Annotated in this window: 17 protein-coding genes; 12 read left to right on the top strand and 5 right to left on the bottom strand. The window is 58.9% G+C overall.

Annotated elements, in window-relative coordinates:
* Positions 1–11: 11 nt before the first annotated feature.
* Genes sctR through AC0V6V_RS07345 form a run of 4 tightly spaced genes read right to left on the bottom strand, consistent with a single transcriptional unit; the run spans position 12 to position 3,269 of the window.
* A complete protein-coding gene (gene sctR / locus AC0V6V_RS07360; protein ID WP_486164773.1) occupies positions 12–713 on the bottom strand; it encodes a type III secretion system export apparatus subunit SctR in 702 nt (233 codons plus the stop codon).
* The gene (locus AC0V6V_RS07355) at positions 710–1,693 is read right to left on the bottom strand and encodes a FliM/FliN family flagellar motor switch protein (protein WP_486164772.1); all 984 of its coding nucleotides are present in this window, start codon (positions 1,691–1,693) and stop codon (positions 710–712) included. The genes sctR and AC0V6V_RS07355 overlap by 4 nt, the downstream gene beginning before the upstream one ends.
* Positions 1,690–2,085 carry a flagellar biosynthetic protein FliO gene (fliO, locus tag AC0V6V_RS07350; RefSeq protein ID WP_486164771.1) on the bottom strand — a complete coding sequence of 132 codons (396 nt, stop codon included), beginning with the start codon at positions 2,083–2,085 and terminating at the stop codon, positions 1,690–1,692. Before fliO ends, AC0V6V_RS07355 begins: the two co-directional genes overlap by 4 nt.
* Positions 2,082–3,269 carry an EscU/YscU/HrcU family type III secretion system export apparatus switch protein gene (locus AC0V6V_RS07345; RefSeq protein WP_486164770.1) on the bottom strand — a complete coding sequence of 396 codons (1,188 nt, stop codon included), beginning with the start codon at positions 3,267–3,269 and terminating at the stop codon, positions 2,082–2,084. The genes fliO and AC0V6V_RS07345 overlap by 4 nt, the downstream gene beginning before the upstream one ends.
* 549 nt (positions 3,270–3,818) lie before the next feature.
* On the opposite strand from AC0V6V_RS07345, the gene AC0V6V_RS07340 reads away from it, so the two are divergent.
* The 12 genes from AC0V6V_RS07340 to AC0V6V_RS07285 are packed head-to-tail and all read left to right on the top strand — an operon-like array spanning position 3,819 to position 14,730.
* Positions 3,819–4,760 carry a lytic transglycosylase domain-containing protein gene (locus AC0V6V_RS07340; RefSeq protein WP_486166270.1) on the top strand — a complete coding sequence of 314 codons (942 nt, stop codon included), beginning with the start codon at positions 3,819–3,821 and terminating at the stop codon, positions 4,758–4,760.
* Entirely contained in the window at positions 4,760–6,739 is a 1,980-nt protein-coding gene (locus AC0V6V_RS07335) for an FHIPEP family type III secretion protein (RefSeq protein ID WP_486164768.1), read from the top strand. Before AC0V6V_RS07340 ends, AC0V6V_RS07335 begins: the two co-directional genes overlap by 1 nt.
* A 44-nt stretch (positions 6,740–6,783) precedes the next feature.
* Positions 6,784–8,547 (top strand): secretin N-terminal domain-containing protein, encoded by a 1,764-nt coding sequence (locus tag AC0V6V_RS07330; protein ID WP_486166269.1) that lies wholly within the window; start codon positions 6,784–6,786, stop codon positions 8,545–8,547.
* Complete coding sequence (locus AC0V6V_RS07325) at positions 8,544–9,716, top strand: SctD/MshK family protein (RefSeq protein ID WP_486164766.1); 1,173 nt, start codon at positions 8,544–8,546, stop codon at positions 9,714–9,716. Before AC0V6V_RS07330 ends, AC0V6V_RS07325 begins: the two co-directional genes overlap by 4 nt.
* Before the next feature lie 36 nt (positions 9,717–9,752).
* Positions 9,753–10,055 carry a hypothetical protein gene (locus AC0V6V_RS07320; RefSeq protein ID WP_486166268.1) on the top strand — a complete coding sequence of 101 codons (303 nt, stop codon included), beginning with the start codon at positions 9,753–9,755 and terminating at the stop codon, positions 10,053–10,055.
* 3 nt (positions 10,056–10,058) lie between these two features.
* The gene (locus AC0V6V_RS07315; RefSeq protein WP_486164765.1) at positions 10,059–10,478 is read left to right on the top strand and encodes a hypothetical protein; all 420 of its coding nucleotides are present in this window, start codon (positions 10,059–10,061) and stop codon (positions 10,476–10,478) included.
* Between the two features lie 7 nt (positions 10,479–10,485).
* Positions 10,486–11,280, top strand: coding sequence for a type III secretion system inner membrane ring lipoprotein SctJ (sctJ, locus tag AC0V6V_RS07310; protein ID WP_486164764.1), 795 nt, complete (start codon positions 10,486–10,488; stop codon positions 11,278–11,280).
* Positions 11,270–11,719 carry a hypothetical protein gene (locus AC0V6V_RS07305; protein ID WP_486164763.1) on the top strand — a complete coding sequence of 150 codons (450 nt, stop codon included), beginning with the start codon at positions 11,270–11,272 and terminating at the stop codon, positions 11,717–11,719. The genes sctJ and AC0V6V_RS07305 overlap by 11 nt, the downstream gene beginning before the upstream one ends.
* The gene (locus tag AC0V6V_RS07300) at positions 11,716–12,297 is read left to right on the top strand and encodes a FliH/SctL family protein (protein WP_486164762.1); all 582 of its coding nucleotides are present in this window, start codon (positions 11,716–11,718) and stop codon (positions 12,295–12,297) included. Before AC0V6V_RS07305 ends, AC0V6V_RS07300 begins: the two co-directional genes overlap by 4 nt.
* A gap of 5 nt (positions 12,298–12,302) precedes the next feature.
* Positions 12,303–13,619, top strand: a complete 1,317-nt coding sequence (locus AC0V6V_RS07295; protein WP_486164761.1) for a FliI/YscN family ATPase — start codon at positions 12,303–12,305, stop codon at positions 13,617–13,619.
* Positions 13,616–14,050 (top strand): hypothetical protein, encoded by a 435-nt coding sequence (locus tag AC0V6V_RS07290; protein WP_486164760.1) that lies wholly within the window; start codon positions 13,616–13,618, stop codon positions 14,048–14,050. Before AC0V6V_RS07295 ends, AC0V6V_RS07290 begins: the two co-directional genes overlap by 4 nt.
* On the top strand, positions 14,047–14,730 hold the full coding sequence (locus AC0V6V_RS07285) for a hypothetical protein (protein WP_486164759.1): 684 nt from the start codon (positions 14,047–14,049) through the stop codon (positions 14,728–14,730). Before AC0V6V_RS07290 ends, AC0V6V_RS07285 begins: the two co-directional genes overlap by 4 nt.
* Here the strand turns inward: AC0V6V_RS07285 and AC0V6V_RS07280 are convergent.
* Complete coding sequence (locus tag AC0V6V_RS07280) at positions 14,691–15,155, bottom strand: hypothetical protein (RefSeq protein ID WP_486164758.1); 465 nt, start codon at positions 15,153–15,155, stop codon at positions 14,691–14,693. The two genes, AC0V6V_RS07285 and AC0V6V_RS07280, sit on opposite strands and share 40 nt — an antisense overlap.
* Positions 15,156–15,162 lie beyond the last annotated feature (7 nt).

The raw sequence follows: 15,162 nt of genomic DNA, 5'->3' as shown, positions 1-15,162 counted from the left end.
GCCCCGCCTTGCTACATCGCATAGGACAGCACCAATCCATGGCTGAGTTTGGCCCACCCATCGATGACCACAAACAGCAAGATCTTGAACGGCAGTGAGATCGTGACCGGGCTGAGCATCATCATGTTGAGCGCGAGCAAGATATTCGAGATCACCAGATCAATGATCAGAAACGGCAGGAATATCAGAAACCCAATCTGAAAGGCTGTTGTCAGCTCGCGCACCGCGAACGCCGGGACGATGATGACAAAATCGCTGTCGCTAATTTGTGCCGCGCGTTCTGGCCCGCTTATGCGCCGCTGTGTCGCCAAGAAGAAGGCTCGGTCTTCTGCATCCGTATTGGCGATCAGGAACTTGCGCAGCGGCTCTTTGGCTTTGTCGGCGGTTGATATGATCTCTTGGGTATCGCCAAGTTGGGACGGGCCGGCAGGGCTATCGCCCGGCATGGTAGCCTCGGTTTCTGTCCCCATTCCAGCGGCAGCTGACATGTCCTGAAGGGTCGGATACATGACATAGACGGACAGGATCAGCGCCAGTCCATTGAGAACGATGTTGGGCGGGGTTTGCTGCAGGCCAAGCGCGCTGCGCACGATGGCCAGGACAACCACGATTTTTGTGAAGCTGGTGACCATCACAGCTAGGAACGGAGCCAGCGCGATCAGCAATACTGTGATCAGCGCGGAGCCGGGTGTGAATGTCCCGAGTTCCATCATTCTGTTTCTGCCGCCAGCTCGCCAGTATCGCTCAACGGATCACCGGGCGATGCTTCTTCGGCGGCGGGCGCGGCCGTGTCGGCGCTTTGACCGCCAGGCTGGTTTGCGGCTGGTGAGGGGCTCTCGACCAGCACTGCGAACCGATCGCCCACGCGGACAATCTCGCCTTTGCCAACTGGCAATCCGCCGACGCTGACAGTGACTTGGAGGCCCTCTGTCACCGGGCCGAGGTCAATCGATCCGGCATTTGCAAGGGCGGCCAGATCCTCTTGCGATAGGATTGCATCGGGCAATTGCAGAGCCACTGGCACGGTCATTTGACTGGTGTCTGATGGGTCACTCATCGGAGTTGCCTCAAAGTTGTTAGGGGTGTTCGTAAGCGCGGCAATCAGCCGCCCTGTTTGCGGATCGAATACTACGCCGCCGCCAACGGGGCTGGCCGGGTTCTCGATAACGGGCCAAGGCGATCCAGAAAGAAGCAGCAGATCGCCCCCTCCCAGTGCCTCAGCCTCATCCAGAGTAAGCCGCGTAGCAGCGAGCGACAGCGGCACTGGCACCGGAGTGGCTGCGGGACAGGGTATGGGCGGCGGCGCAAGCGGCGCGATCTCGCCCAAAGGCTCACCGGCGCGAGTGAGGCGGACGCAGGCAAGATCATCGCCGAGCTCGCCATGATTGTCGAACTCAGCAGCGAGGCCGGTCGCCTGCTCAATCTCATCGAGCGACGAATTGTGCAAAGCCAAAGCGTCCACCAATGCGTCAGCCGCTGCGCCCAGTGGCGCGCGCGTCTCTGGCGGAGGGCGAAACGCAAGCCCATCTGCTTTGTACCAGCCCGCTTGTGAAGACTGAGCTGGTACAATTGATGTCGCGATACCCCGGCGGGCTAGCAAACGGGCCGCATGATGCGCCCAGGCACATTGGTCGGCGTTCAAGCTGGGCAGACTGCTGGCGACGCCTTCGGGTTGATCCTGCTGAGCGCTCATATCTGCCCCTCATCAGACATACGCAGGCGAAAACGTGGCCGCTCTTTTGCGGCATCGTTTGGCGTTTGATCGGCATAGTAGTCCGCAGCGTCCGTGGCCGGTTCGGCAGAGCCGGGAGCGGGCCATTCTCTCAGCCGAGAGATTGAATGCGCGGTCACACCCAGCAGCATCTCCTCGCCCTCAATCTCAATCAGAACCAAGCGTTCGCGCGGTCCAATTGGCAGGGCCCGGATGAAGCGCAAATTGCGAGTGTCTTGCTGGCCGCCGAGCTTCCCAAAGCTCCCGTCCTGAAACCGCCGCATAAGGTAAAGCCCGCCCCATGCGAGAGCGATAACGAAGGCCAGAGACAAGATGATTGCGAGCAGGGACGAAAGCACCGTTCCGATGGTCATGACGGTTCTAACTCCATTGGTTCTTTGTCACTTGGTTCGCTGTGCGGCGCGCGACCATGGTCGAGCTCACATTCCATCGGAGCCTTTCCGGCCCGGGCACGCTTCGCCCACAAGATCACCTCGGCGATCGCATCGAACAATTCCTCGGGAACCATCTCACCAACCTCGCCGCGCGCCCACAGTTTGCGCGCCGTTGGGATGTGGCGGATGATTGGGACTTCGGCGTCGACCGCTGCCTCCCGCATAGCCTGCGCGATTTCACCATCGCCGCGTGCCAAAATCACGGGGACCGGGGCGCGGTCTGGATCATAGTCGAGCGCGATGGCCAGATGGGTCGGATTGACGAGCAATGCCGATGCGTCATGCGTGGCTGAGATAGCGCCTGATTGCGCCCATTCTTGACCCAACTGCCGCCGGTGGTCTTTTACATGCGGATCACCTTCGTCCTGCTTCACCTCTTGTTTGATGTCGCGCCGGCTCATCATCATTTTTTTGAGGAAGCGCTGTTTGGTCCAGACGTTATCGATGAGCGCGATCCCAACGAATAGCCCGCCGACCCAAGCAAGGATCTCAAGCGTTATGCTGTAGGTCAGGGCGGCATCACGCGATCCTGCCTGTGCGCCAAGCCCATCTCGCCAAACGGCTTCTGAGGCGGGCAGCAGCATGGAGCCCATTTTTTCAATATGCCCGTAAGCGACGAGCCAAATGACGGCGAGCACGGCGAGCACTTTCGCCAGCGTTTTGACCAATTGGACCAATCCGTCCTTACCGAACAATCGCTTCAATCCTTTGACCGGATTGATGTTCTCAAATTTCGGTTCAAGCCGCTTCGGCGCGAACAGGCCGCGAGTTTGGAAGGCTTCTGACAAACCACCGAGCGCAGACAGCGGTATAAGTATCACAGCGCTCAGCATCAGCAGCAGCAAGGCTCCTTCTCCCGCCAAGCCATCGAATGCCAAATTGAAATCGCCGCTGGCCGCCTGGGTCACTACCCGCTCACCAAAATCAGCAATGCTGCGCGCGATCCACGCGCCCGCTACCATGAGTAATAGGATTGCCCCGAACGTGCCGAGCATGGACGTAATGTCCTGAGCCTTGGCAATGTCCCCCTTTTCGCGGGCATCTCGTAGCTTTTTGGGGGTCGGCAGCTCTGTTTTGTCGCCGCCTTTATCTTCATCCGCCATTTGGCCTGCCACTCACCTCATAAGACGCCTGTCAGAAACGGGCTTTTGATGCGAGCGTAGAGACAATTTTTCGCCCCCACGCGACTCCGGATGGCAGGCCCGGAGGCCACGTTATTTGCACGCCTGTTAGTAAAGTCAACGGGCTTTGAAGTCGTTACCAGTGAAACTTTTCACGACTCGACTCGGTTGCAGTAATCGGTTCACAAATCTGTCACAGACGAATTGCTCCAATTTTACGGTGAACTGAAAATGCGAAAAGCACTCAATTCGTCGCACAACGCACGCAATTCCGGGCAATTGAGCAAGTTTTCCCAAGGTTTATGTGGGGCCTTCAAACTTACCAAATATCCTTTACCATCGTGGTTGCTGGCTTGGTGGGGTCAAAGGCAGGATTCCCAACCCGTTAGCGAGATAGCTAGGTTACTTGATTGGTTTAGAACTGAGTTCTGAACAGGAGGTCGCGTGTCAAGTAAAACACAAAATAGTTTTGTCCTAATTCTTCAAGGCATGAAGTCTTATAGTCTGAAGCTTACTTTAATGGGTGCTGGTTTGACTGCGCTCAGCGGTGTGAGCGTCGCAGCTAAAGAGCGGGATCCGGACCCAATCGAAAATCCAGGCGAATGTCAGGTCGATGCGCCCATTCGTGTGGCGAGCGTTGATTCGCTTAGACATTTTGAGGGTTTGCTGGGCCATTGTCCCGAAACCACTGTGATCGAGTCGCCAGCTTTTAGGGCAAACCGTCCGCGCGATAATGTGCGCAGCACGACGATCTCCGAAGAGGCGGAGACAATGCCCCGCGGCCCCGGTTACAATGACGAGGCGACCGACGATCCGAGGTTCATTTTGGCGGCCAAGACGGACGCGAAGAACCAGAGCAAAAGACCTGAGAAAGCGGGTGCAAAACCGAGCTTTGAGGCTGAGACTTTCAAGCTGGGCGATGGGTCTATTGTCGCAATCATCCCTCCTGAAAGCGCGCGCCGCCCGATCGAGGGCGATGGCTTGGGTGACCAAGGGCAGATCGGCGATCAGGATGTTGAAGCGGTGCTGGCGCTCAGCCCGCAAAGCTATGGCACACGCTTCGACGCGATAATCGAGCAGGCAGCGCGGGCCCACCGGGTCGATCCTCTGCTTCTCCACGCTGTCATTAAGCAAGAATCCCGTTACCGCGACCGTGCGGTCAGTCATGCGGGCGCGAGGGGGCTGATGCAGGTTATGCCGGGTACAGGCCGCGATTTGGGGGTGAGAAATCCGCAGCATTTGTTCGATCCCACGACCAATATCAATGCGGGTGCGAAATTGCTCAGCCGTTTGTGGCAGACATTCGATGGGGATCTGGAGCTAGTGCTCGCTGCGTACAACGCAGGTGAAGGCGCCGTTCGCAAGCACGGCATGAGGATCCCGCCCTATCGTGAAACACAAGATTATGTTGCCAAAGTGAAGGCGAATTACGTCTCATTAGCTGGCGAGAATGGGATTGCGGTGAACTTCTGATGGCGCTCAGCGCGAAGCTTAAAAATGCCGCATCGGCAGTGCCAACGGCCCAGCTGATTGTTATCGGCGGGTTGGTCGCAATCTTCGCAATGCTGATTTTGCCAATACCTCCAGTGATGCTGGACGTGTTCATTGCCTTCAATCTCACCGCCGCGGCATTGCTGCTTATTGCGGTGATTGGCGCTCGCCATCCGCTCGAATTCTCCACCTTCCCGTCGATCCTGCTGTTCACAACGGTCGCGCGACTGGCGATCAGTATCGCGACGACGCGGATGATCCTGACCGAAATGGATGGCGGCCAAATCATTACCGAATTTGGGGAGACGGCCGCTGGCGGCAATATCATCGTTGGCCTTGTCGTCTTCCTGATCATCACAGTGGTTCAGTTCATTGTGATTTCCAAAGGTTCAGAGCGGGTCGCCGAGGTGTGCGCGCGCTTCAGCCTCGACGCGATGCCGGGCAAGCAGCTTTCCATCGACAGCGACCTGCGGTCTGGAATGCTGACTAAGGATGAAGCGCGTAAGAAGCGCAGCGAACTCGAGCAGGAAAGCCGGCTCTACGGCAGCCTCGATGGTGCGATGAAGTTCGTGAAAGGTGATGCGATCGCCACAATCGTGATCGTGGTCATCAATCTCATTGGCGGCATCGCGGTTGGGATGCTCACCTTTGGCCTCTCACTGGGTGAGGCTGCGTCAACCTTTTCGATCCTGACGGTTGGTGATGGGTTGGTTGCGCAAATCCCTGCGTTTCTGTGTGCGCTCGCTGCTGGATTGCTGGTGACACGCAGCAATGATCCAAGCACGAAGCCTGATCTCGCTCCAGCGATCTTCTCTGAAATCGGTGCGCGTCCCGGAACATTGGTTGCCGCGGGCGCGATTGCTCTGGCGCTTGGGCTAATCCCGGGTTTCCCTTGGGCCGTATTCTGCGCGCTCGGGCTGACGCTGATGTTGGTGGGCGCTTGGCGCGATCCTGTTGTTGGCGGCAAGATGCGCGAATTCGTAGCGCGCGGACAAACCGATGAGGCGCCTGTTGCAGAAGAAATCATCCTGAAAGCGCGCCCTGCGCCGCAGGTAGAGCCACTGGTCCTGTCGCTCCAGTGGGGCACGATGAATGCGAGCAAGATGGCGCTGCTGACCAGCGAGCTTGAGGCGGCCAAAGACGATCTGCAAATGGTTTCCGGTGTGGCTCTTCCTGCGCTGAGGGTTCAGCGGATGCAAGACGATGAGCCGGAGGGAAGCTGGGAGCTGCTGGCTTATGATGCTCCGCTGGGTGCAGCGCGCGAGAAGCCGGAGCAAATCCAGGAGCGAGTGCCTGCGTTTATGCGTGAGCTCCTGCGCCGCAATCTGACTCTGTTCCTTGGTCTGCAAGAGGTCACTGACCAGCTCGACGTGTTGGGCGAGAGCCACCCAGAAGTGGTGAAGGAAGCGGTGCGCGCCGTACCGATCCAGACCATCGTCGAAGTCCTGCGCATATTGGCTGATGAGCAGGTGTCGCTGCGCAATATGCGCGATTGCATCGCTGCGATCAGCGAGGCTGGGCAAACCGAACGCGAAGCGCATATGATCGCCGCGCGCGTCCGTATTGCCTTGCGGCGCAATATTGTTGCCCCGCTATGCGAGGACGGGCGCCTCAAGGTCATGATGATCGGCCCGCGCGCAGAAGATGCGATCCGTGCGACATTGACGAGCATTGACGGTCAGCCGCGCCTCGCCGTTGATCCCTTGCGCATGCGCGATCTCGTCAAACTGATTGGGCAGGAAGTCGAGGCCGGCGGCGCCCGCGCTATCCTGACCGCGCAAGACCTGCGCCGGCCTTTGCGCCTCGTGTGCGCGGCTGATTTGTTTGATGTACCAGTTTTGAGTTTCAACGAATTGAACCCCGCCGTTCCGCTTGATGTGGTGCGGCAACTCGACATCGCTCCGGATTTGGTTGCTCATGCAGCTGAGCCGGACGAAATTTATGCGGAGGCTGCGGAGTGAATCCCCTTAACACCCGTTCGATTTTCCCTGTTTTGATGAGAGCCATGCGTCGGCCAATAATCGCTGGTCTCGGTTTGGCGGCAATGCTGTCACCAGTAGCGGTGAGCGCAGGTGAGGTTCCGTTTCAGGAGGACCCAATATCGATCAGTGCGCGCGGTCAGGATGTACGAGACTTTGTGGCTGATTTGTTCAGTGAGGCTGGTCTTCGGGCCAAAGTTAGCACTGGAGTAAAAGGCAAGGTGCAGGGCGTCTTTAAGGACGATCCCTCAACCATTTGGGGCACAATCTCACGCGCTTATGGCCTTGTCGTTTACTGGGATGGCGCAGTTGCTCGGATCTACAGCAACAATGAAATTTCCAGCCGATCCATACCGACCTACGATGGCGAAAAAGTTCGTGCTCAAGTCGAGAGCATGGGGCTTACGGATCAGGTCAACACGGTTCAGACCAGGAATGGGATGGTCTTGGCCACGGGCGTTCCGTCTTTCCTCGACAAGGTCGAGCATATGACTGGTCAATTGCAGGCTCAGGCATTGTCTGCTTCAAAACAAATCGTCCCAATTGAAAAGACGTCAACTCTTGTCGCCTCGCCATTGCTTCGCGCACCGCTAGCGCGCGACAGCGTGCGTTCCGAGGTGATCCGGCAGGCGGGCCTTCGCAATCCGTTTGAAGTGCGCATTTTCTATCTGAAATATCGCAGCGCAGCTGATCGCCCAGTTCGTAATGCTGACTTGCTCACGATTATTCCGGGTGTCGCAACTCTGCTTCAGGAGCAAATGGGCGATGGTCGGCAAGTAGGCAGCGTCACTTCAAATTCCGCAAATGAATACAGCACCACCGGGTTACGCAGCCTGCGTGATCGGCCATTTGATGATCGAAACCGGGAATTCAGCCAGCGGGACGAAGACGACCGGCGGGGAATTGAACGCGATTTGAATGGACCGCGAATTTCGGCCGATACGACCGTCAATGCGGTGATCGTGCGAGATCGGCCAGAGACCATGGGCGTCTATGAGAAGCTGATCGCTAACCTCGATATCGAGCCGCTGAGCATTGAGACGCAGGTTACGATCCTCGAGCTTAACGTTACGAAGCTCAAAGAGCTGGGCCTTGATTTCGGTTTTGGCATCGAGAGCCTGGGCCTGCTCTTCGGTGGCGGCCCAAATTTCGGGCCGGGCGGGATTACGGGCGGCTATCTGAGCGGTGATGGAGGTGTGTTCTTGGCCCGTGCGAAGGCGTTGGAAGAGCGCGGTGCGGTTCGCGTGACAACACGGCAATTGCTCACGTCATTGAACAATGAAGTCGCCTCTTTCGGAGACAGCACTCAGCAAGTGATCAAGCTGGAGGGCGAGCGAGAAGTGGACGCTGTTACCGTTGATTATGGCCTGACAATGCGGGTGCGGCCATCTGCCATCGAAGATGGCGGCGATATGCGGATCCGCATGCAGATTGAGATCGACGACACACAGCTCAATGGCATGGTGGTCGATGGTGTGCCTGTGACCGGCGGGGCCAATCTGGCAACGCATATGATCGTGCGCCAAGGCGAGAGCGTAATGCTGGGCGGTATGACCCGGACGACGACATATGACCGGAAGCGCAAGACACCGCTGCTGGGCGATATTCCGGGCCTTGGTCAGCTGTTTCGCAAGCGCAAGAAAGGTGAGGATCATTACGAACGCCTCTTCCTGCTTACGCCTAGGATCAGCAATCTTGGCACGGCTCAATTGTCCGCCAATGAGGTCGAGCCTCTGTTTATGGAACAGCTGCGCGGCGAAGAGCCTGTCACTCCGAGGCGCCGCCGATGAATGCGCATTCTTCCGTTGCCGAGGTGCAGGAGCTTGGCGAAAGCATATCGCTGACGCTACGGGTACTGAATGGGCGCTCGCAAGGGGCGGAGCATCGTTTGCCGCCCGGTCGTTCGCTGGCAATTGGTCACAGTTTCGAAAATGATATCGTTCTGCGCGATCGCTCGACGAAAGGCTGCACGCTAAGGCTTGCAACCTGCGGAAAGCGACCCATGCTTGAGATTGTCTCTGGCGAGGCGGTGGTGTTGGGCCGTGATATGGGGTCCGGCGAGAAGCTGGTGCTTGAGCCCTATCTTCCGGTCCAGATTGGTGATCTGCAATTTGCAATTGGCGGCGATGATGAAGAACGTTGGTCTGATGCGAGCGAAGCCGCCAGTGAGACCATGGTTGTTGCTTTGCAAGAGACAGATGCTTTGCCCGCGACAGATATGGGCGAGCGCTTGGCGCTGCGTTCTCAGCCGGCTCGTACCAAGATTGCCGGGATCGAATGGACCGCTGGAAAGCTGGGCCTGATTGGAGCCGCGCTGCTCGTGGTTGCGGGCGGTGCGTTCTTTGGGAACACCGCGCTTAGTCCCGACGCTGATGATCCCACCGCCATTGAGCTGGCGTTGGTTGATCAAGGGTTTCGGGGCCTTGAGGTTGGACGCGCCGCAGACACGGGCGCGCTGGCGGTAACCGGTCTAGTCCCCAATGAGAGCGCTTTGCTGCAATTGCGCGAATGGGCAGCGGCAGAGCACCCGTCATTGTTCGTTGGGGTTGAGACACTGTCGGAAGCGGCGGAAACCGCAACTGACCTGCTTTCGGCCCAAAAAATCGACGCGCGCGCTTTGCCAGCCGGTGCGAGTGGTTTGATCATTGAAGGGCCGTTTTTGCCCAAGGACAAGCAAGGCGAACTGACCGCTTTGGTCCAGAAAGACCTGCCGCATGTCCGCTCTGTTGAGTTTCGTGCGGACCCCAATCGCGGCGGCAGTGATCTCGCCTATTTCTTCAATGCGCCCGGATATGGCGCGGCCAGCTTTGTGGCAGGTGACCCTGGCTATTTGGTGACCGAAGATGGGACCCGCTGGTTTGTAGGTGCCAGCCTGCCGACCGGGCACAAAATCGTAGAGATTGGCGAAGGCCAAGTGACTGTTGAGCGCGAAGGGATGCGCGACACTTTAGTGATGTGAAATGCCAGAATTGAACCGAGCACGAAAGGAAGTGACATGACGGATATTAGCGGACGGGTATTGGCGAATCTGAGCTCCAGCCCATCGATGTTTACCAGCAGCCGCAACCGCAATTGGTTCGAGGCCTTTGCCGGGGCTTGGGGCTCTGCACTCGATAATCAGGCCTCCAAGATTGAGCAGCAAGCGACCGTCATCAGCGGTGATGAAGGGGCTGACAGCCCGTCTGAAATCACCAAGCTAACCGCCGAATTTATGCGTATGAGTTTCATGGCGCAGAGCAGCCACACCTCGCTCGACAGCGTTTCCAAAGCGCTGGAGACCATGGCCCGGAAGAACTGAACCATGAGTATCGAGCTACTCACAGCGGCCATGCTCCCTGGCGGCGCGCAGCAGCCCAGTGGAGGAGCGGACCGCACCATTTCGCTCGGTCCGTCGACCGCTGCCTCAGGGGCGCAAGGCACAGAAGCCGCGCGCTTTGCGCAAGCGATCGACAAAGCCTCCAGCGCGAGCGGGGTTAATCGAGCCGATTTGCCTGCGCCGCTTGGCAACATGCTGCGCGCGCTTGACGGGATCGATGTGCAAGCGCGCTCAGTGACGGATTTCGCCCAGTCAGCGCAGGCCAGCAATGGCGAGCTGACACCGGGTGAAATTGTGCAGCTGACGATGAAATGCCAGGAGTTCATGTTCCAGTGTCAACTGACCTCGAACATCGCCAATCGCAGCGCAGACGGTCTGCAACAATTGTTCCGGCAACAGGGGTAAGGTGACTATGGGCAGCGGACAAAGTGTATCGTTGGGTACGGGTCTGCAGCGGCGACTGCGAGGCTTGGCTGCGCTGGTTTTGATGGTCGCTGTGGCGGCTTGCAGCGGGCAGGAGCTATACCGCGATGTGGCTGAGCGCGAAGCGAATGAGATGGTCGCCGTGCTTGAGCGAGCGGGCATTGAAAGCGGCAAGAGCCCGGGCGAGAAGGGCGTGTTCACCGTCACTGTTGCTCAAGGCGACTTCGCCCGCTCGGTTGAGGTCCTGCGCCAAAATGGTCTGCCGCGCGATCAATACGAATCGCTTGGCACAGTGTTCAAAAAAGAGGGCTTCACTTCGTCTTCTTTGGCGGAGCGCGCCCGGTTGGTTTACGGCCTCAGCCAAGAGCTATCCCATACGATCAGCGAATTTGACGGCGTCGTTGAAGCCCGCGTCCACCTTGCTTTGCCCGAAGCAGATGTGATGACAGGTGTTGCAAATCCGCCGTCGGCATCGGTTTTTGTGAAATACCGCGAAGGCTTTGACCTCAGAGCGCAGACTGCCGCGATCAAGGCATTGGTCACCAACAGTATCGAAGGACTTGAGTATGAGAAGGTCAGCGTCGCGATGACAGAGGCCAAGCCGCTGCCTGCAGTGACGACAAATGCGCCAACTTATCAGTTGAGTGAAATTCTGGTCACGCTCGCGGCCATTATGGGTGCCGGCCTACTCGGCCTGTGCGGATTGCAATTGTGGCGAGGGCGCCGTCGCCGGTCAAAATCAAGAGCAGTCGAGCAGCCAATTGGGATGAGCCATGGCGGCTGAGGCGCAAAGCGAGGGTCTGCCGACGCGCGCGCAAAGGTTTGCCGCGAGACTGCGCGGGGAAAGCCTGCCGACATTTAGTGATCTGGCCAATCCGTCCGATTGGAGCATTGCAGACCAAGAGCGCCATAGCGAGCTGGTCACGATTGTTGGCCTGCTCCACGCGCGGCCCGCAATCGATGCTGAGCTCAACGGTGGTAGGCTGGCTGCCTTGGCAACTTTCGTCGGTGAAGACCTTTTTGATGCGGTTTGCGATGCGGAAATCGGCCAGCTCAGCGCCGCGTTTTTGACTAACGATTTGCCGACGCCGGTTGAACTGGTGGAGGAGGGCGAGGAGCTGGTCGAAAAGGCACAGCGGCACCGCGAATTTGCCCCATTGGCTGAGCTGGCAGCGGAAATTTTGGCGCACACACAAACACCTGAAATGGAGCCAGCGGAATGAGCGAATTCGTGATGTGCGGCGATGTCTTGGTGCGTCCGTCATCCTCTCGGATTGCGAGAGAGCATGTCGGCGATTTTCGTGAAAGTGCCGCTTTGCTTGCCGATGCGAAAGCCATAGCGGACCAAGCGCAGGCAGACGCTGCCGCTGCGCGAACGGAAGGCTATGCTGCGGGCCGCGAAGAGGCGCTGGCAGAAATGCGCGATGCCCTCGCGAAGTGCACGGCGAAATTGCAAGAAGATATGGCCCGCGAAGATGCGCGGCGTGAACGCGCTGCGGCTATCGCGGCGATGGAAGCGGTCGAGCATTTGATTGGAGCGCGCGATGCTGCATCCGTCGTTACGGGATTGGTCGAACAAACTCTCAATCGCTCCGGCGCAAAAGCATCGCGCATTATTGTCGCTGAGCAATGGGTAGAGGCGGTCCGGAGCGGGCTGTCAGAGAGCAGCGCGCGTTTGGTCGAAGGGGATCCCGAATTGCAAGATATGGGCTGCCGGATAGAGGCCGGGGGCGGGCGGATCATCGCTGATCTTGAGACGCAGTTGGAGGCCCTACGCGCGCGCTGGAACGTTGGCGGCTGACCTCGATGGCTAATTCTGACGCCTCCTCTTTGCTCGATAGCCTGCGCTCGCCGCTCTACGAGCAGCGCGGGCGGCTGGTCGGAGCGGTCGGCACCACACTCCGAGTGAGAGGCGCGCGCGGTCGCATCGGCGATGTCATGGAGATCGCCACCACTGAGGGCGAGGAGGCGTTGCGCGCCGAGATCGTGGGATTTGATGGCGATATCATGCTGCTAACGCCGCTTGGCGAGTTGCGCGGGTTATACGCTGATGCTGAGGTCATTTTGCGCGAAATGGCCGACCGGGTACCGGCCAATGACAGCCTGCTGGGTAGGGTTCTGGACGCGCAAGGCGCGCCAATCGATGGCGCTGGTCCAATCGCTCCCACACCTGACCGACCGTTGGTTGCGCCGCCGCCAGCACCAATGGAGCGCCCTCCGATCGATATGCCGCTGGAGAGCGGGGTTCGCGCTGTAGACGGCCTGCTCACGCTCGGCATCGGGCAGCGCATGGGAATTTTTGCGGCAGCCGGCGGCGGGAAATCGACCCTGCTCGCAATGCTCGCTCGCCGGGCGAAAGCTGACGCGATTGTAATCGGCCTGATCGGTGAACGAGGCCGTGAAGTGCGTGAGTTTATCGCCGATACGCTTGGCGAGGAAGGACTTGCACGCTCCGTCGTCGTGGTTGCGACCTCGGATCGCCCGGCAATGGAACGCGTCCGGGCTGCGCGCGCGGCAACCGCAATCGCGGAGGGCTTCAGAGCGCAGGGTAAGCATGTCTTGCTGCTGATGGATAGCGTTACCCGCTATGCCCGAGCGCTAAGGGAAATTGGCTTGGCCGCTGGTGAACCGGCTGTCCGGCGCGGCCTACCGCCTTCGGTGTTTGCTGAGCTGCCGCGACTGTTTGAGCGCGCAGGGACGGATGGCGAGGGCGCGATCACCGCGCTTTATACTGTGCTAACCGAGGGCGAGGAGGAAGATCCGGTGGGCGAAGAAGTCCGCTCCTTGCTTGATGGGCATATTCATCTGTCGCGCAAGCTTGCAGCGCGTGGTCATTTTCCCGCAATCGATATCGCCACCAGCCAGTCTCGGCTTTTCCGCAAGCTGTCTGGTCCGGGCCAAATTGCTTCGGCAGAAGCGGTGAGGGCAATGCTTGCAAAATTGTCCGAGATCGAACTGCTGCTGCAAATGGGCGAGTATCAATCTGGGCAGGATCCGCTTGCCGATGTGGCCTTGGAACAGCGCGATGCGATTGAGGCGTTCTTATGCCAGCGCTCCGAAGATGCCTGCGATCAAGCAACCACGCTTGCCCGGCTTCGGGCCATTGGAGAGGCGATCCTATGACCCAGCAATTGCAGCAGGCAAACCGGATTGCTCAATTGAGAGAGCGGCGTGCGCAGCGCGTGCGGCGCGAGGCTAAGGCCGCTGAGCTCAAAAGCGCTGCCGCCGCGCAGCAAGCGCATGATGTTTATAAATTGGAGCGCGAGCAGCGCGAGTATGCGGAGTTTATGCTGCGTTCCAATCCTGCTGATCCTCAGGCCTTGCTCTGGCGCCAAGTCTCCGACCAAAAATGCGAAAGCGCCAGCATGCAGCGCGCCGATGCCTATGATGCGTTGCGCGAAGCGCGCGAGCATTTGCTGGCCGCCCGCACGCAGCATGAACGGGCGGCAGAACGGGCTGATCTGATCACTGAGAAAGCCGTGGCACAGCGAAAGGCAGAAGCTCTGCGGCGCGAGACCATTGCCGATGAAGCAGCCGAGGAATGCCGCCAATGACGCAGGCGTCCCGAGCAGCAAATGATCCCAGTGCCTCGCGCGCGCCGCGACATGCGCCGGACGTATCCAAGACCAATGAACCCCCGCGCCGGCAAGCGGAGGTCAAAACCCTCAGCGAGCGGTTCTCAGCCAAAGTCGAAAGAGCGGGTGATGACACAGGTCGCTCATCCGAGCAGAGCGCAGAGCGAGCAGGGCAGAACTCGTCCGCGCGCTCGCGCTCAGGCGACTTCGACAGCATGTCAGGCGAGAGCGGGCATCAGAGCGAAGGCGAATTTGCGCGCGCGGATATGACCCGCATTCTTGCTGGCAAAGACCCGCAGGCGATTGCCGCTCAGTCTGCGCTATCGCCTGCTGATAAGGCCGTGTTCGAACGGATGGCGGCGCAGATCGCGGAAAGCTGGCCAAGCGCGTTTCAGCCATCTGCAGAGATCGAGTTTCCACCAGGCTTTTTGGCGCAAGGTGCGCATTTGCAAAGGCAGGCAGATGGCGGGATTGCTATTCGCATTTCAGGACTTGATCCGAAATTGAATGCGCTGCGGGCGGGATATGCGCAATTGGCTTTACTGCATGGTTTGGGCCGGCGGCGCTTGAATATTGCGTCCTTACAGTTTGAGCGGGCCAGCAAGAGTGCTGGTGACGCTCAGCCTGGACGGCTCTCTGATATGCCAAGGGCTGTCTGATCAATCTGATTGAACGCGCGCTCAATCGTTTCACCATCAGCAGGCTGTTCATGCGCGGCAATTACCCGCGCTATCGTATCGAGCGAAGCCGCTTCTGGCCGCGCCGCGAGCAGAGACGCGCTTTCCGCCGCAAACGCTCCTAAGCTGCGGGTCAATCGCCCTTCGTCAGTGGGCCTGGCCTGCAGGTCACTGGCAAGTTCGCGGGCAACGGCGCGGATTTCGTATAGGTCTTCGCCATCGCGCAGCGGCGCCTCTTCTTGATAATCGCGCTCATCCTCAGACATCCGAAATTCTCGGACGACGCGGCCTGCGATTTGCTTGGCCAATTTCCGCAGCGCGCCGCCGGTGCGTCCACCGTTTTTGCCAGAGCCAGCAGAAACGGCTGACACCGCGCTTACGCCGGCCGGGCGGATTGAATTCACCATCTCTCGC

The organism is Erythrobacter sp. S249, assembly GCF_057364975.1.
This window is presented reverse-complemented; position numbering and strand designations above follow the sequence as displayed.